The following is a 16,956-nucleotide window of genomic DNA, read 5'->3' as shown; positions in this document are numbered from 1 at the left end:
GGGAACTTTAGGGGATATCGCTCCCTCCGGCGGGCACGAGCCGCGGACAGCAGCAGGCCCCGGTGGCGGACCACCGGGGCCTGGTCGGACGTGGGTCTACTTGACGAGTCCGCCGTGGTAGGCGTCGTCCTTGTCGTGCTGCTGAGCGGCCGCCTTCGCGGGAGCGCCGCCGCGGCTGGGCAGTTTGTCGCTGAACGCGTAGGTGGCGACCGAGTAGGCGATACCGCCGGTGTTCACGGCCAACGCCTTGTCGCTGATGTTCTTCATGGTGTCGCAGGCGCCGTGGTAGCAGACGTCGTAGGCCTTGCCTGCCTCACCACCGAACATCTTCTGCTCCTCGGGGGTCTTGACGCCCTCCGCACCGGTGAACAGACCGCCTGCCGCGATTCCGGCCGCGATGAACGGACCGTAGTCGGAGCGACCGTCGAACGGGGTCGGCACGTGCGGGAGCCGCAGCAGGTCGAAGTAGCGCTCGAAGGTCTTCTCGATCTCGGCCGAACCCGGGGTGCCCTCGCTACCGTCGTAGATCTTGTAGGCGAAGTTCGGCGAACCGATCATGTCGAAGTTGAGGTAGAGGGCGATCTTGGCGCGCTCGGCCTCCGACAGTTTCGCGACATAGTGTTCGGAGCCGAGCAGCCCGAGTTCCTCAGCGCCCCACCAGGCGAAGCGCACCTTGTTCTTGGTCGGGAACGCGGCCATCTGCAACGCGACCTCGAGCACGCCCGCACTGCCGGAACCGTTGTCGTTGATACCGGGCCCGGCCAGCACCGAATCCAGGTGCGCCCCAGCCATCACGACCTTGTCGGGGTTGCCGCGCTTGCTCTCGGCCAGCACGTTCGAGGTGGAGCGGACCTTGCTCTCGGTGTCGGTCACCAGCCGCACCACCGTGTCGGCGGGCGAGGCGAGATCCTCACCGACGGCGAAGCTGGCGCCGACCACCGGGATGGTGAAGCCGGGCCCGCCGAGGGTGCCCGCGAAGGCGTCGGTGCGACCCGGCTGACCCTCGTTGAAGATGATCACGCCCGCCGCGCCCGCGGTCTGGGCGTTTCGGGCCTTGTCGGCGAACGCGCACGTACCACGTTGCAGCAGTGCGATATTGCCCGCGGTGAAGTTCGCGAAGTCCGCGGCCTCACAGCCGGAGGTCGAGCTCGGTTCCGGCGCGGGCGGCAGCGTCAGGTCGACCGCCTGGACCTTCGCGCTCACCGCACCCGAACCCGAATAGGTCAGCGTGGCGAAGTCGCCGAGCGCACTGGCGCCGGGCGGGGTCGGCTTGTAGGTCTTGGCATCCGGGGAGACCTGGTTCAGCACCGCGGTCGACTTCTCTTGGAAGAACGGGAAATCGAACTTCTGCACCGTCACCTGGTAGCCCGCCGCGCGCAGCTTCTTGGCGACATAGTCGCGCGACGCGTCGAAGCCGGGTGTGCCCGCGGCGCGGGTGCCGCCGTTGGCGTCGGCGATCTTCTGGAACTCCGCCAGGTGCCGTTTGATGTTGGGCGCCTGGACCGAGTTGGCCAGTTGTCGTTCGGGGGGAGCAGGTTCGGCGTTCGCCGATCCCATCAGCACCAGTGACAGAGCGAGCGGCAGCGCGGTGGCGGTCGCGAGAACTCGACCGGTATTGGCGCGGCGGAAGATACGGGGCATGTCGGTTCCTCCAAGGGACGGATGAATCCCGGTGGACGGAGGTTATGGCGACAGGTCGCACTACCGGAAACCCCAGTTGCGAACTGGGGAACCACTTTCCCCAACGATGCCGTGCTAGAAAGACATACCCAACCCACCACCACCCCAACCCTCCAAACCCCCACCCCCACTACGGTTTTACTCAGTTGGGGGGTCGGTGAGGATGCGGGTGAGGGTGCGACGGCCGAGGTAGCTCATGGGTGGGTTGGTGTGCAGGTAGTACCAGACCAGGCCCATGGCTTGCTGGAAGGCCCAGGCGCGGGCGCGAGACCATTCGAGGTCGTCGGGTGCGAGGCGGGTGCGCAGGGCGTTGCGGGCGGTGGGTTCGAGCAGGTGCCAGGCGCTGACCAGGTCCAAGGCCGGGTCGGCGGGGCCGAGGCCGCCGACATCGATTACGCCGACGAGGCGGCCGGCGGCGACGAGCACGTTGCCGGGGATGAGGTCGCAGTGACTCATGACGTCAGGCGTTGTGCCACGCGGCAACTCGCGCATGTCGGCCCAGAGACGACGGAGGGCGGGCACGTCGAGCAGATCGGCACTGCGCTCGAAACAGATCTGCATCCACGCGTCATGGGTGTGCAGTTCGCCGCCGCGACCGCGACCGGAAAAGGTGCGGCCACGAGTATCGATCGAGCGCACATCCCGAATGAAATCGGCAAGATCACAAGCGAATTCGACGGAAGAACCCGGGTCGGCGACGGTGGCGGCCGTCCCGTCCAACCAGGTCTGCACCGCCCACGGCAGCGGGTAACCCGCGCCCGGCTCACCGATCGCGACCGGTTCCGGCGTAGGAACCCTCGTGCGCCCCAACAGCTCCCGCGCCGCAGCCGCCTCCCTCCGCAACGACTCCCGCACGGACTCGACGGCACCCGCCCGCAACGGAAACCGCGCCGCCAACCGATCCCCGATCCGGAACAGCGCATTATCCGTCCCCGCCCCGGCAACGGCCCGAACCGCCAACCCCCGCCATTCCGGAAATTGCTCATCGACCAGCCCCCGCACCACCGCGAGCGACACATCCAGCTGATCAACATGCATGCTCACCCCCGCAGCCTGACAAACCCCACCCCACCCCACAACCCATTTCCCGGCCGCGCTGGATCTCGCGAGTTGCCTCCCGACGCCGCGGTGTGGCTGCGCCGAATTACTTGACCGCGGTGCGCACGGCATTGCGGCCGCGCAGAGCGTTCTGCGGGTGGCGGCGAACCGGTGCCGGGTCCGCAGGGGGTTGCCGCTGTGGACCCGGGGGCGGTCAGCGGAGGGCGGCGGCCTTGCGGGACAGGCGCTTGGTGGCGGCCTTGGCTGCGGCTTGGGCCTCGGTGGGTTTGTCGGCGGCGGGCTTGGTGGCTTTTGTTGCCGGGGCCTTCTTCGCGGACGTCTTTGCGGCAGCGGTCTTTTTGGCGGGGGCCCGTTTCGCGGGTTTGGTGGCGGGGGGTGCCTGCAGGGCTTCGCGGAGGAACTGGCCGGTGTAGCTTTCCGCTACGGCGGCAACGTCTTCCGGGGTGCCTTGGGCGACCACCGTGCCACCGCCGGAACCGCCCTCGGGGCCCATGTCGATGATCCAGTCCGAGGTCTTGATCACGTCCAGGTTGTGTTCGATGACGATGACCGTGTTGCCCTTGTCGACCAGGCCGTTGATCACCTTCAGCAGTTTGCGGATGTCCTCGAAATGCAGACCGGTGGTGGGCTCATCGAGAATGTAGACGGTGCGCCCGGTGGAACGCTTCTGCAGTTCGGCCGACAGTTTGACGCGCTGCGCCTCACCACCGGAGAGCGTGGGCGCGCTCTGCCCGAGCCGGACGTATCCCAGACCGACATCCACCAGCGTCTTCAGGTAGCGGTGGATCGAGCTGATCGGCTCGAAGAACTCCGCGCCCTCCTCGATGGACATGTCGAGCACCTCGGCGATGGTCTTGCCCTTGTAATGCACCTCGAGGGTTTCCCGGTTGTAGCGCGCACCGTGGCAGACCTCGCACGGGACGTACACGTCCGGCAGGAAGTTCATCTCGATCTTCAGCGTGCCGTCACCCGAGCAGGCCTCGCATCGACCGCCCTTGACGTTGAACGAGAATCGGCCCGGCTGGTAGCCGCGCACCTTCGCCTCGGTGGTGGACGCGAACAGGGTGCGGATCTTGTCGAACACGCCGGTGTAGGTGGCCGGGTTGGAGCGCGGGGTGCGGCCGATCGGCGACTGGTCGACCTGGACGAGCTTGTCCAGGTTGTCCAGACCGTTGATCCTGGTGTGCCGGCCGGGCACCTGGCGCGCGCCGTTGAGCTTGTTCGCGAGCACGGTCGCCAAGATGTCGTTGACCAGCGTCGACTTGCCGGAGCCGGAGACACCGGTGACCGCGGTGAGCACGCCGAGCGGGAAGCTGACGTCGATGCCGCGCAGGTTGTGCTCGGTCGCACCGACCACGGTGAGCTGCCGCTTCTTGTCGATCGGTCGGCGCACCATCGGCACCTCGATCCGTTCCCGGCCGGAAAGGTATGCGCCGGTGAGCGATTCGGGATCGGTGAGCAGTTCCTGGTACGGACCGCTGTGCACCACGCGGCCACCGTGCTCGCCGGCCAGCGGGCCGATGTCGACCACCCAGTCCGAGGCGCGGATGGTGTCCTCGTCGTGTTCGACGACGATCAGCGTGTTGCCGAGATTGCGCAGCCGGGTGAGGGTTTCGATGAGCCTGCGGTTGTCGCGCTGGTGCAGGCCGATGGACGGCTCGTCGAGCACATACAGCACGCCGACCAGACCGGAGCCGATCTGGGTGGCGAGCCGGATCCGCTGTGCCTCACCGCCGGACAGCGTCGCGGCGGCCCGCGAGAGCGACAGGTACTCGAGGCCGACATCGAGCAGGAAGCCCAGCCGCGCCTGTACCTCCTTGAGTACCTGTCCGGCGATCGCGGCCTCGCGCTCGCCCAGCGTGAGCGAGTTCAGGAAGGCCGAGCAGTCGCCGATGGACAGATCGCTCACCTCGGCGATGGACTTGTTGTCTCCGCCCGCGCTGATGGTGACCGCGAGGATCTCCGGGCGCAGCCGGGCGCCGTCGCAGACCGGGCACGGCACGTCGCGCATGTACCCGTCGTAGTGCTCCTTCATCTGCTCGGACTCGGTGCTCTCCATGCGCCGCTGCAGGAACGGCATCACGCCCTCGAAATCGGCGTAGTACGAACGCTTCCGGCCGTAGCGGTTGGTGTAGGAGACGTGCACCTGATCGGAGCTGCCCTCCAGCACCGCCTTGCGGGCCTTGAGCGGCAGCTTCTCCCACGGGGTGTCCATGGAGAAGCCGATGGACTCGGCCAGACCCGACAGCAACCGGGTGAAGTACTCCGCGGTCTGGCCGCGCGACCACGGCGCGATCGCGCCCTCGTTCAGGCTGAGCGCCGGATCGGGCACCACCAGGTCCGGATCGACCTCCTTGCGGATGCCGAGGCCGGTGCAGTCGGGGCAGGCGCCGTAGGGCGAGTTGAACGAGAACGAGCGTGGTTCCAGGTCCTCGATATCGAGGGCGTGCCCGTTCGGACAGGCCAGACGCTCGGAGAAGCGGCGCTCGCGATCGTGCGCGTGCTCGTCGCGGTCGACGAAGTCGAGCACCACGATGCCGTCGGCCAAGCGCAGCGCGGTCTCGATCGAATCGGTGAGGCGCTGTTTGGAATTGGGCTTCACCGCGAGCCGGTCGACCACGACCTCGACGTCGTGCTTCTCCTGCTTCTTCAACTTCGGCGGATCCGTGAGCGGATACACCACACCGTCGACCCGCACGCGCGAGTAGCCCTGGCTGTTCAGCTGGTCGAACAGGTCGACGAATTCGCCCTTGCGGGTGCGCACCACCGGCGCGAGCACCTGGAACTTGATGCCCTCCTCCATCGCGAGCACCTGGTCGACGATCTGCTGCGGGGTCTGCTTGGCGATCAGCTCGCCGCAGACCGGGCAGTGCGGAGTACCCGCGCGGGCGTAGAGCAGGCGGAGGTAATCGTAGACCTCGGTGATGGTGCCGACGGTCGAGCGCGGATTGCGGTTGGTGGACTTCTGGTCGATCGATACCGCGGGCGAGAGGCCCTCGATGAAATCGACGTCGGGCTTGTCCATCTGCCCGAGGAACTGGCGCGCGTAGGCCGACAGCGACTCCACGTACCGGCGCTGTCCCTCGGCGAAGATCGTGTCGAACGCCAGGCTCGACTTGCCGGAGCCGGACAATCCGGTGAACACGATGAGACTGTCGCGGGGCAGATCGAGGTCGACCCCCTTCAGGTTGTGTTCCCGAGCTCCGCGCACAGTGAGGCGTTCCGCCACCTGGTGAATCCCTTCTCGATCGTGTTCGGGTGAACCGACAAAACGGCGTCCAGACCTATCCCGCCGTCATGCTAGGCGTGCCCACCGACAAGTTTGGCGCGCGCGGGCCGGGCGGGATAGAGCGGCGGGGTCACGGCCGCGTCAACTGCCGGGACACGAGCGGCGCTCGGCCTGGACAACACCGCGCTCCCCCGCGACATCGCCGTCGGCAGCACGTGAGCCGAGCAGGTCATCGGCGCTGCCGCGGACCCCGTCCGGAACGCACCCGGCCCCAGCAAATCCATCGTACGCAGCATCGCGCCGCCCGCACCGGCGGGCCATAGCTCGGTCGCATCGCACGTGAGCCCGGCCACGCACCGGTGTAATCCGCTGCGCCGGATGCCTCTTCGCGGTGATCCAGCGTGCGCGCGGGCGGACCCGGCTAACTTGAGCAGGGCACGCGGGCATCGATCGGGCCCGCGAGGTCTAGGTACCGGGACACCTGTGCGGCAGGAGGGGTTGCGTGATCACCGTATTTCTGGTGGATGACCACGAGATCGTCCGGCGCGGACTGATCGACCTGCTCGACAGCGACCCGGAACTGCGGGTGATCGGCGAGGCCGGTGACGTGGCGCAGGCACTGGCCCGGATTCCGGCCGCGCGGCCCGATGTCGCCGTGCTCGACGTGCGATTACCCGACGGCAACGGCATCGAACTGTGCCGCGACCTGCTCGCCGAGGTGGCGGGCCTGCGCTGCCTGATCCTCACCTCCTACACCGACGAGCAGGCGATGCTCGACGCGATCCTGGCCGGCGCGGGCGGCTATGTGGTGAAGAATATCAAAGGGATGGAGCTGGCCGCGGCGATCAAGGCGGTCGGCGCGGGCCGCTCGCTGCTGGACAATCGCGCGGCGGCCGCCCTGCGGGCGCGGTTGCGGGCGGGCACCGCGCAGGAGGGCGCGCTGGCCGGCCTCACCGAACAGGAGCGCAGGCTGCTCGCGCTGCTCGGCGAGGGACTCACCAACCGGCAGATCGCCGCGCGCATGTTCCTCGCGGAGAAGACGGTGAAGAACTACGTGTCCCGGCTGCTCGCCAAGCTCGGCATGGAGCGGCGGACGCAGGCCGCGGTGCTGGCCAGCAAGCTCGGCGAGCGCTGACCAGCGCGATGGGCGACATCCCGCACACCGTGCCGGAGCTGCTGCGCGCGGTCCTCGAGACGGCGAGCCGGGTCGCGCTCGACAACGCCAGGCTCTACGACTGGGCCCGCACGCGACAGGCCTGGCTCGAGGCGACCGGTGAGATCGCCACCGAGTTCCTCGCGGGCACCGCGCCGGAGCGGGTGCTCGCGCAGGTGGTCGAGCGGGCCCGCGTGCTGACCGGCTCCCGGCACGCGCTGCTCGCGGTGGTCGAGCCTGGCGTCCCACCCGAGGAGGCTACCGAACTCGTGCTGGCGCAATGGTCCATCGCCGCTGAGCCGGTCACCGGGCACACGGTGCGGCTCACCGAGACCGCGGCAGGAAAGGCGTTCGCGCGCCGCACGGCGGTCCACCTCGCCGCCGCGCGCGACATCGATCTCGGCGCACCGGTCGCGGCGGCGGGCCCGGCCATGATCCTGCCGTTGCAGACCGCGGGCGTCGCGCTCGGTGTGCTGATCCTGGTGCGCGAACCCGAATCCGGGCCCTACTCCGCCGAACTCGTCACGCTGACCACGGCGTTCACCGATCAAGCCGCCCTCACCATGCAGCTGGCGGAGGCACAGCGCAAGACGCGCGAACTCGACGTGCTCGCCGACCGCGACCGGATCGCCCGCGACCTGCACGACCACGTCGTCCAGCGGGTCTTCGCGGTCGGCCTCGGCCTGCAGGGCCTGACCGCCCGGGTCGACGACGAGCAAGTGCGGCAACGACTTTCGGACGAGATCGACCGACTGCAGGAGATCGTGCACGAGATCAGGACCACGATCTTCGACCTGCACGGCGGTGCGGGCGCGTCGCTGCGCAGGCGGCTGGAGGACGCGATCCGGCAGCAGACCACCGGCACCTCGATCCGGGCCAGGTTGCGCGTCGACGGGCCGCTGTCGGTAGTCGGCGCCGCGCTGGCCGATCACGCGGAAGCCGTTGTGCGCGAGTCGGTCAGCAACGCGGTGCGGCACTCCGGCGGGGACACCGTGACGATCGATGTCGGCATCGGCGACGAGCTGACCATCCTCGTGCGGGACAACGGCGGGGGCCTGCCCGCCGACGTGATCCCCAGCGGCCTGGCCAATCTCGCGCGGCGCGCGGTGGAATCCGACGGCCGGTGCCGGGTCGAGGCCGGCGCGCGGGGCGGCACTGTGGTGCGGTGGTCGGTGCCGCTGAGCTGAGACAAATGGACAGCCGAGACGATTGGGGAGCCGAGCCGCCCGGTGAACTGAAACCGCCCCCGGTGAACTGCAGCCGCCCGCTGAATTGGGCTGCCCTGCGCGCCGTTACGCGGGGCCGACCAGGGTGAGATCGCCGTCGTAACGCCGGTACAACAGCCGACCGCGACCGTGCTCGCGATCGGTGTAGAACAGGAACGGCAGGCCGTGGTGGCAGAGGATGTGCGCGGCCCGATCCTCGTCCAGGACGGGCGCGGGCGCGGTAGCCACCGTCAGCGGAAGCCGATGCACCGTGGCCCTGGTCCGCGCGGTCGCGCCGGTCTGCCGGGACAGGCACACACCGTGCGGTTCGCCCCAGTGCACCACCGCGTCGACGCCGGTGGCGCTGTCGACGAACAGATACGCGTCGTAGTCCATCGCGTCCATCACCGCCGTGGCCTCGGCCGGAGTGCCTTGCAACAGCGCGCAATACTTGCGGCGCACGATCGGACGCGGCGGGCTGACCCGGGCGAGCGGCGGGCGCGCCGGGTCCGGCCAGTCCCGTGCGGCGGCCGTGGCCCGCCTGGCGAGTTGCCGGTCGAGCCGTTCGGCGGCGAAGGTGACCGCGAACCCGCCCGGCCCGGTCACCTGCACGCGCGTGGCGATGCCGCGGCAGCGAATGTTGGCCTGCACCACGGTCGGATCCTCGACGTCGACCGGGGCGGTGACCCGCACCCTGGTCGCCGCGTCGAGGTGATGGCGGCGCAGCACCCGCCCGATCGCCCGGACCGCGCGCGTGACATCCGTCGTCGGCACCGCACCGCAGGTGGTGACGGCGAGGTCGAGGTCGCCCGCGGTGTGCCAGTACTGCGCGGGCGAGGATGGCAACAGCCCTGACTTCATGTGGCACGTCCTGCCTTCGATTCGATCCCGAGCCACCATGTCACCATCGCAACGCCACCGCGAACAGGGCCGAAAGTCCCCGATCGGCGAACTAAACTGGGGCCCGGCGCAGTTCACGCGCCCGCCACACGGGAAAGCCGAGATGACCGACGAGCACGGCAACGACCCTTATTCGGTCCGCGACACCCTTTCGCAACTGCGGCTACGTGAGTTGCTGAGCGAGGTCAAGGAGCGGGTCCAGCTCATTCTCGACTCCCGCGATCGGATGGACGGTCTGGTCGAGGCTATGCTGGCCGTCACCTCGGGCCTGGACCTGGACGAAACGTTGCGCACCATCGTGCGCACCGCGATCAGCCTGGTCGACGCCCGCTACGGCGCGCTGGCCGTGCGCGGGCACGACCAGCTGGTGGCGCAGTTCATCGACGAGGGCATGGACGACGAGACCCGTCGCGCCATCGGCCGGTTGCCCGCCGGGCACGGCGTGCTCGGCGTGGTGTTCCAGCAGCGCAGACCGTTGCGTCTCGATGATCTGTCGAAACATCCTGCCGCCGTTGGCCTTCCGGAAAACCACCCGCCGATGCGCACGTTTCTCGGGGTGCCGGTGCTGGTTCGCGGCGAGGTGTTCGGCAGCCTGTATCTGACCGAGAAGGCGGACGCGCAACCGTTCACCGACGATGACGACGTGCTGGTGCAGGCGCTCGCGGCGGCCGCGGGGATCGCGGTGGACAACGCGCGACTCTATGAATCGGCCCGCAGCAGGCAGGCCTGGATCGAGGCGACCCGCGACATCGCCACCGAGTTCCTGGCAGGCACCGAGTCCGGCAGCGTGCTCGGCCACGTGGTCGAGCACGCGCGCACGCTGACCGGCTCGCAGCGCTCGTTCCTCGCCGGGCCTGGCAGCGTCGATGGCGAGCTGGTGATCACCCAATGGTGCGGTCCCGGTACGGGTTACGAGGGCACCGTGGTGCCGGTCGAGGGCACCGTGCTGGGCGAGGCGTTCACGCGCCGCACCCCGTTGCGGTTCGACGAGGCGAGCGCGGCCAGCCTCGGTTTCGCCCGGCCGGAGACCGGCCCGCTGCTGATCCTGCCGCTGTGCGCCCCCGACTCTACTCTCGGCGTGCTGACCACGTTGCGTCCCGCGGGCGCGGCGCCGTACTCCGACGAATTGGTCGAGCTGACCGCCGCTTTCACCGATCAGGCGGCGCTGGCCATGCAGCTGGCCGACGCCCAGCACCGCATGCGCGAGATCGACCTGCTCGCCGATCGCGATCGCATCGCGCGCGATCTGCACGACCACGTCATCCAGCGGCTGTTCGCGATCGGGATAACGCTGCAGGGCACGGTCGGGAAGGTTACGGTTCCGGTAGTGCGACAGCGACTTTCGACGGTGGTGAACGATCTGCAAGAGGTGGTCCAGGAGATTCGGACCTCGATCTTCGACCTGCAGGGCAGCCAGGCCAACCCGCTCCAGCAGCGGCTCGAGCGCGCGATTCGGCAGCAGACCGCCGAAACACCACTGCACGCCACCTTTTCGGTGTCCGGCCCGCTCTCGGTGCTGGAGGCCGAGTTGGCCGATCACGCGGAGGCGGTGGTGCGCGAGGCGGTCAGCAACGCGGTCCGGCACTCGGGGGCCGACACCCTCGCGGTGCAGATCACCGTCGACGACGACCTGACGATCGTGGTCACAGACAACGGATGGGGCATTCCGAATCACGTGGTACGCAGTGGATTACGCAATCTGGAGCAACGCGCCGCGAAGGCCGACGGCGAATTTGCCGTCGCCACAGCGGGTCTCACGCTCGACGATCGCAACGGCGGCGCACTGCCCGGCACCAGGCTGTGCTGGTCGGTGCCGCTGCCATGAGCAGACCAGGGCCGCGCACTCGACCGTGCAGCCGGTTGCCGGGAGCGGGCGTCGCGTCGGTACGCGCCGCACGTTTCGAACCGCGCCCGGCGCGCCCGCATCGAGCAGAACCGGCCCGGGAACCAGTGCCGCGGCGCGTCAGCGACACGCGGGCATCCGCCGCGCGTGCACACCTGCACGGCGACCGCCCGGACGCAGCCGACACGCCGGGCAACCGACAGGTCCGCCGGTCCGCGTGTCGCGCTCGGCAGGTGGTGCCGACCCGATCCAGGGAAACGTCCTATGATCTTGATGGCGGTATCGGTTGTCCGGGTCGCGACCGACCCCGCGTCGGTGCGGTCCGGGATACCTCGGCTGATCAGCGTCGGCCGGAAAAACACGGTTCTGTAATGATCGGCGGACCTAGCCCGATCAAAGTGCGCGAACTGTGATCGAAGCAATAGCGTCGGCGCTGTGCTCTTGTACGGGCCGGTACCAGAATAATCCCATGTTCCAATGGCCATAATCGGGTCGACGATCGGGGGTTCGAGTGGGTGAGGACAAGGTAGCCGCCGCGGTCGACGCCGCCGAGCAGCTAGCCGAGCGCTACCGGTCGCTGGTCGAGCACTCACCCGACGGCATCTGCGTGCACGAGCGCGGTGTCCTCGTCTACGCCAACCCCGCCGCCCTGCGTTTGCTGGCCGCGGGCACCCCCGAGGACGTGATCGGCAAGCCACTCACCCAGTTCGTCCACCCCGGTTCGGTGCCGGGGATGCTGGAGCGGATCAGCCACCTCACCACCAAGGGCGCCGCCTCCCGGCCGACCGAGATGACGCTGGTCCGGGTCGACGGCGCACCGGTGCCGGTCGAGACCGTCTCGGTGCTCACCGCATGGCACGACCGACTCGCGTATCAGGTGGTCATCCACGATCTCACCGCCCAGCGCCACGCCGAGGCCGCGCAGCAGCTGGCCGAACAGCACTTCACCACGGTCGTCTCACAGTTGGAAGAAGGCGTGGTGGTGATCGATACCGAGGGCCGGATCGAATCCATCAACCCGGCCGCGCGGCGCATCTTCGGCGCCGACGACAGCGACGCCATCATCGGGCAGCCGATCGACGCGCTGCCGCTGACGCTGCTCGACGCGAACGCCCAACCGCTGCCGCCGCAGCGCCACCCCATCGCCCGCACGCTCGCCACCGGCGAGACCATCACCGGCTACGTGTTCGGCGTCGACCGCACCGACGGGCAGCGGCGCTGGTTGTCCGGCAGCAGCAGGCTGCTCAACCCGGAGGACAAGCGCTCATCGGCGGTCTCGTCGTTCGCCGACATCACCGAGTTCCGGGCGAGCAGGCGGCAGCTGGAGTACCAGGCCACGCACGACTCACTGACCGGGCTGGCGAACCGCTCACTGATCCTGTCCCAGCTGGCAGGCGCGCTGGCCACCAGCGAGGACCTGCCGGTCTCCACGGTGCTCTTCATCGACCTGGACGGGTTCAAGCTGATCAACGACACTCTCGGGCACGCGATCGGCGACACGGTGCTGCAGATCGTCGCACAGCGGCTGCAACGGGCGTTGCGCGGCGACGACATCGTGGGCAGGCTCGGCGGCGACGAATTCCTGGTGCTGCTGTCCGGGCGGACCCGGCGGGTGGACATCGACGCCCTGGTGGACCGGCTGCGCACGACCATGTCCGAGCCGATCATCGCGCGCGGGCACCGCATCGAGGTGAACGCCTCGATCGGCATCGCCCCGCTCAGCGTCGGCGACCGGCGCACCCCGGAGGCGGTGCTGCACGACGCCGATCTGGCGATGTATCGGGCCAAGCCGTCCGGGCATCGGGAGGGCGCGGTCGCCAAGGGCCGCAGGCCCAACAGCACCCACGCCAGTTGAGCACCGGCCGAACGCGCACGCATCGCGCCGAAGTACTGGACGGCATGATTTCGGGTACACCAGCGGGTACGGCGAGCACGCCGCAAGCGCAGTAGACTCGACAACTCTGTTTTCCGAGCGTTCGTGTGCGCGGTGTCGTCCGTGTGTACCGTGCGTTCGGCTTCATCGCGGTGACAAGGAGTTCAGTTTGCCCGACCTCACTCAGGACCGAGCAGGCTCGTCGGGCCAGGGCAACAACACTGCGTTGCCCGCCCGTGCCGACGGCCCGGAGCTGACCCGCGAGACCGAACAGGAGCAGGCCTACCTCTCGGTGCTCTACGACCGGCTCGACGAGATGCGCGACTACGCGCGAAACCGATTACGCACCGTGCTGCTCGAGTCCGGCGGCACCCCGCAGGCCCGCAGCGAGCGCGAGTCGTTCAGCCAGCTCTACACCGAGGATCTCGCCAAATACGATGCGGCAGAACACGGTTTGTGTTTCGGCCGGATCGATCTCGCCGACGAGTACCGCTACATCGGCAGGCTCGGCATCCTCGACGAGAAGGACGACTACGAGACGCTGCTGCTGGACTGGCGCGCGCCGCTGGCCCGCCCCTTCTACCTGGCCACCACCGCGGCGCCGGACGGCGTCACCCGGCGCAGGCACATCCGTTCGCGCAACCGCAAAGTCACCGCGATCAACGACGAGTACCTGGACCTGGACGCCGCGCGCCGGGCCGGGGTGACCGAGGACGACGGCGGGGTCGGCAGCGAGAGCGCGCTGCTGGCCGCGCTCAACGCGGCCCGCACCGGCCACATGAACGACATCGTCGAGACCATCCAGCACGAGCAGGACGCGATCATCCGCTCTGAGCACAAGAGCGTGCTGGTGGTGCAGGGTGGCCCCGGCACCGGCAAGACCGCCGTCGCGCTGCACCGCGCCGCGTACCTGCTCTACACCTACCGGCAGCAGCTCGCGAAGAGCGGCGTGCTGATCATCGGGCCGAACGCCACCTTCCTGGACTACATCGGGCAGGTGCTGCCCTCGCTCGGCGAGACCGGCGTGCTGCTGTCGACCATCGGCGATCTGTACCCGGGCGTGAAGGCCACGCGGGAGGATTCGCTGCGGGCCGGGGAGATCAAGGGCTCGCTCACCATCCTCGAGGTGCTCAAGCAGGCGGTCCGCGACCGGCAAGAGGTGCCCGCCGAACCCGTCCGGCTCAGCTTCGACGGCTACCCGGTGACACTGGATCGCAAGATCGCCACCAAGGCCCGCGGGCGGGCCCGCTCCTCGCGCCGCCCGCACAACCTGGCCAAGCCGATCTTCACCAGCTCGGTGATCGACGCGCTCACCGACCAGCTCGCCGAGACCATGGGCGCGGACCTGTCCGGCGGGCCCGAGGGCGGGGCGCGCAGGGAAAGCCTGCTCAGCCGGACCGACCTGGCCGAGATCCGCGACGAGATGCGCGCCGATCCACAGATCCAGCAGGCCATCGGCAAGCTGTGGCCGCTGCTGACCCCGCAGGAGGTGCTCGCCGACCTGCTGGCCGACCCGAAGCGGCTCGACCGCGCGGGCGGCAGCCTCGACCCGGCCGACCGCGCCGAGCTGGTGCGTTCGGACGACGGCACCTTCAGCGCCGCCGACGCGCCGCTGCTCGACGAGCTGGCCGAGCTCCTCGGCGTCGACGACGCCGAGGAACGCGAGCGGGCCCGCCGCCGCTGGCGCGCCCAGCTGGCCGAGGCCCAGGACGCGCTCGACATCCTGACCGGTTCCGCGCCACAGGATCTCGAAGACGATCTCGATCCGGAAATCCTTATGGCCTACGACCTGATCGACGCGAGTCAGCTCGCCGAACGGCAGGACGTGCGCACCAGGCAGACCACCGCCGAACGCGCCGCGGGCGACCGCACCTGGACCTACGGCCACGTCATCGTGGACGAGGCACAGGAGCTCTCGGAGATGGCGTGGCGCATGGTGATGCGGCGCATCCCGAATCGCTGGATCACCGTGGTCGGCGATGTCGCGCAGACCGGCGACCCGGCAGGCGCGTCCTCCTGGCAGCGGATGCTGGAACCGTATGTGGCCAAACGCTGGAAGCTCACCGAGCTGACCGTCAACTACCGCACGCCCGCCGAGATCATGGACGTCGCCGCGGACGTGCTCGCCGCGATCGATCCGGACGCGTCGGCGCCGCGCTCGGTCCGTGCGACCGGAAACCCGCCGCAGGCCTATCGGGTGGATCCGGCCGGCGTACGGGACGAGCTGACCCGGCTGCTCGCGACCGAGACCGGCCCCGGCACCACCGCGGTGATCGCGCCGCACACCCACATCGCGGAGTTGGCCGAGCTGGCGGGCGAATCGGTGCGGGTGCTGACCGTGCACGACGTGAAGGGCCTGGAGTTCGACGCGGTCTATCTGGTCGAACCGCACGCGATCCTGGACGAGTCACCGCGCGGACTCAACGACCTGTACGTCGCGCTGACCCGCGCCACGCAGCGGTTGGGCGTGGTGCACAGCGCGGACCTGCCCGAGGTGCTCGACGCGCTGGCCGGCTGACGATCGCCGGATAGTCGCGGCGGTCTCCCCGCGGTACAGACGCGAAAGGCTCCGCATCGGTGCTCGATGCGGAGCCTTTCGGGGTAGTTCGAGGGTGTCAGCGCACCGTGTGCACGATGAGCACGTCCGAGCGGGACTTGCGGGCCACGTCCGACGGGACAGAGCCGAGCAGGCGACCGGTCAGGGTGTTCAGGCCGCGGTTGCCGACGACCAGCAGGTCGGCGTCGACCTCCTTGGTCAGGGTAAGCAGGGACTCGACCGGCTCGCCGACCACGGCGCGCTCGACGATGTCCACCGCGCCCGCGGCGGCGGCCTTGTCCCGCGCGGTGCGCAGGATCTCGTTGGTGGGGGCGGAGCCGCGCACCTGGTAGGCCTCTTCCTTCAGGACATCGGCGGCCGCGGCCACGTCACGATCGTCGGTCGGGTAGTAAGCACAGGCGATGACCAGGGTCGCGGCGGACACTCCAGCCAGCGCGGCGGCCTTCTCGACGGCCACGTACGACGAGTCCGAGCCATCGGTGCCGACGACGATCGTCCGGTAGGCGGTCATTGTCTCCTCCAAGTTATGAAGTGGTCACGTTGCCCACGCCGGTGCACCCGCACAGACGCGGCACCGGCGCAGCGACTTGCGTCGACACTAGCGGCAAATGGAGTGGAAATATCAGAAATCGCAACACATCACATCGAGGGTGTCCTGGCCATTCGCGCCACGTGTTCGCGGGGAAATGTCGCGATGGCCCGAGTTACCAGGCCGGACACAAATGCCGCGGCGACAAACTGTGATCCAGCACAACAATGGTCAACCACCTTGTCCCCCTGGGATATTCGTCACACACCAGGGGCGATGGAACGCCGATCGGCCCGCCGCGACGCGCGAATCACGCGCCGGGACGGGCCGATCGGACTCGGTTCCGAGCGGCGCTCAGGGCCACTGTTGGTAGTTCGCCCAGAATAAGCTCAGAATCGCTCCGATGATGTCCATGCCTACCTTCTCCCTGCACTGAAAGGACGCGCAATATTAGCGCGCCGCGCCGGGTTCAGAGGTCGAAAAGCGGTCCGGTGATGGTCAATCCGAGGTCGGCGACATGGGCGAAGAACGCGAACAGCATCAACGCGGCGCCGCCGAGGGCGACATCCTTGTTGAAACTGATCATCTCCATCTGCTTGGCCTCCGCGTCGGTCTCCTTCCAGAACCCGTGCATCAGCACCGCGGTGACCACCAGCAACACCGCGAGCACCAGCGCGCCCAGATCCGCCCACACGCCGAGCAGAATGCTGAGCCCGCCGAGGGCGAACAACGCTCCCGAGGCGAGCACCGACAACTTGGCCATCGGCAGACCCCGGCTCTCGGCGTAACCCGCCATCGCGTCGGTCTGCAGGAAATGCCCGAGACCCGAGCTCAAGAACAACACCGCGAACAACACCCGTCCGATCAACACCACGACATCCATGTCCAGCTCCTTGTTCGGCTGACGGTAGGTAGTGCAACATTCAAC

11 protein-coding genes are annotated in these 16,956 nt (G+C 68.7%); 5 read left to right on the top strand and 6 right to left on the bottom strand.

Translation table 11 applies throughout. The features are described from left to right. Positions 1–96 precede the first annotated feature (96 nt). The 3 genes from F5X71_RS12400 to uvrA form a co-directional block, all read right to left on the bottom strand. Entirely contained in the window at positions 97–1,641 is a 1,545-nt protein-coding gene (locus tag F5X71_RS12400; RefSeq protein ID WP_167462071.1) for a M28 family metallopeptidase, read from the bottom strand. A 177-nt stretch (positions 1,642–1,818) separates the two neighbouring features. Further along, on the bottom strand, positions 1,819–2,718 hold the full coding sequence (locus F5X71_RS12395; protein ID WP_167466422.1) for an aminoglycoside phosphotransferase family protein: 900 nt from the start codon (positions 2,716–2,718) through the stop codon (positions 1,819–1,821). Between the two features lie 214 nt (positions 2,719–2,932). Continuing rightward, on the bottom strand, positions 2,933–5,968 hold the full coding sequence (gene uvrA, locus F5X71_RS12390; protein ID WP_167462070.1) for an excinuclease ABC subunit UvrA: 3,036 nt from the start codon (positions 5,966–5,968) through the stop codon (positions 2,933–2,935). Positions 5,969–6,470: 502 nt separating this feature from the next. On the opposite strand from uvrA, the gene F5X71_RS12385 reads away from it, so the two are divergent. Together F5X71_RS12385 and F5X71_RS12380 are read left to right on the top strand one after the other, a co-directional pair. After that, positions 6,471–7,103, top strand: coding sequence for a response regulator (locus tag F5X71_RS12385; protein WP_167462069.1), 633 nt, complete (start codon positions 6,471–6,473; stop codon positions 7,101–7,103). An 8-nt stretch (positions 7,104–7,111) separates the two neighbouring features. After that, positions 7,112–8,308: a GAF domain-containing sensor histidine kinase gene (locus F5X71_RS12380; protein ID WP_167462068.1), complete on the top strand. Its 1,197-nt coding sequence runs from the start codon at positions 7,112–7,114 to the stop codon at positions 8,306–8,308. Positions 8,309–8,413: 105 nt separating this feature from the next. Here F5X71_RS12380 and F5X71_RS12375 read toward each other — a convergent pair whose 3' ends face one another. Continuing rightward, entirely contained in the window at positions 8,414–9,187 is a 774-nt protein-coding gene (locus F5X71_RS12375) for a sigma 54 modulation/S30EA ribosomal C-terminal domain-containing protein (RefSeq protein ID WP_167462067.1), read from the bottom strand. A gap of 142 nt (positions 9,188–9,329) precedes the next feature. Between F5X71_RS12375 and F5X71_RS12370 the strand changes: the two genes are divergently transcribed. The 3 genes from F5X71_RS12370 (at position 9,330) to F5X71_RS12360 (ending at position 15,460) form a co-directional block, all read left to right on the top strand. Further along, positions 9,330–11,051, top strand: a complete 1,722-nt coding sequence (locus tag F5X71_RS12370; RefSeq protein ID WP_167462066.1) for a sensor histidine kinase — start codon at positions 9,330–9,332, stop codon at positions 11,049–11,051. Between the two features lie 529 nt (positions 11,052–11,580). Continuing rightward, positions 11,581–12,924: a diguanylate cyclase domain-containing protein gene (locus F5X71_RS12365; protein WP_167462065.1), complete on the top strand. Its 1,344-nt coding sequence runs from the start codon at positions 11,581–11,583 to the stop codon at positions 12,922–12,924. 334 nt (positions 12,925–13,258) lie between these two features. Next, entirely contained in the window at positions 13,259–15,460 is a 2,202-nt protein-coding gene (locus F5X71_RS12360) for a HelD family protein (protein ID WP_428981486.1), read from the top strand. A 97-nt stretch (positions 15,461–15,557) separates the two neighbouring features. On the opposite strand, the gene F5X71_RS12355 is transcribed toward F5X71_RS12360, so the two are convergent. Both F5X71_RS12355 and F5X71_RS12350 read right to left on the bottom strand, forming a co-directional pair. Then, positions 15,558–16,010: a universal stress protein gene (locus F5X71_RS12355; RefSeq protein ID WP_014983412.1), complete on the bottom strand. Its 453-nt coding sequence runs from the start codon at positions 16,008–16,010 to the stop codon at positions 15,558–15,560. Positions 16,011–16,497: 487 nt separating this feature from the next. Beyond that, the gene (locus tag F5X71_RS12350) at positions 16,498–16,911 is read right to left on the bottom strand and encodes a DoxX family protein (RefSeq protein WP_167462064.1); all 414 of its coding nucleotides are present in this window, start codon (positions 16,909–16,911) and stop codon (positions 16,498–16,500) included. Positions 16,912–16,956 lie beyond the last annotated feature (45 nt).

This window comes from Nocardia brasiliensis, from assembly GCF_011801125.1.
In the GTDB taxonomy this organism is placed as follows: domain Bacteria; phylum Actinomycetota; class Actinomycetes; order Mycobacteriales; family Mycobacteriaceae; genus Nocardia; species Nocardia brasiliensis_C.
Note: the sequence above shows the minus strand (reverse complement) of the source record. Positions and strands in the feature narration are given on the sequence as shown.

Coding starts and splice junctions, on each gene's coding strand:
- F5X71_RS12380 (WP_167462068.1), top strand. CDS start 7,112: ATGGGCGACATCCCGCACACCGTGCCGGAGCTGCTGCGCGCGGTCCTC.
- F5X71_RS12360 (WP_428981486.1), top strand. CDS start 13,259: ATGCGCGACTACGCGCGAAACCGATTACGCACCGTGCTGCTCGAGTCC.
- F5X71_RS12395 (WP_167466422.1), bottom strand. CDS start 2,718: ATGCATGTTGATCAGCTGGATGTGTCGCTCGCGGTGGTGCGGGGGCTG.
- F5X71_RS12370 (WP_167462066.1), top strand. CDS start 9,330: ATGACCGACGAGCACGGCAACGACCCTTATTCGGTCCGCGACACCCTT.
- F5X71_RS12350 (WP_167462064.1), bottom strand. CDS start 16,911: ATGGATGTCGTGGTGTTGATCGGACGGGTGTTGTTCGCGGTGTTGTTC.
- F5X71_RS12375 (WP_167462067.1), bottom strand. CDS start 9,187: ATGAAGTCAGGGCTGTTGCCATCCTCGCCCGCGCAGTACTGGCACACC.
- F5X71_RS12355 (WP_014983412.1), bottom strand. CDS start 16,010: ATGACCGCCTACCGGACGATCGTCGTCGGCACCGATGGCTCGGACTCG.
- F5X71_RS12400 (WP_167462071.1), bottom strand. CDS start 1,641: ATGCCCCGTATCTTCCGCCGCGCCAATACCGGTCGAGTTCTCGCGACC.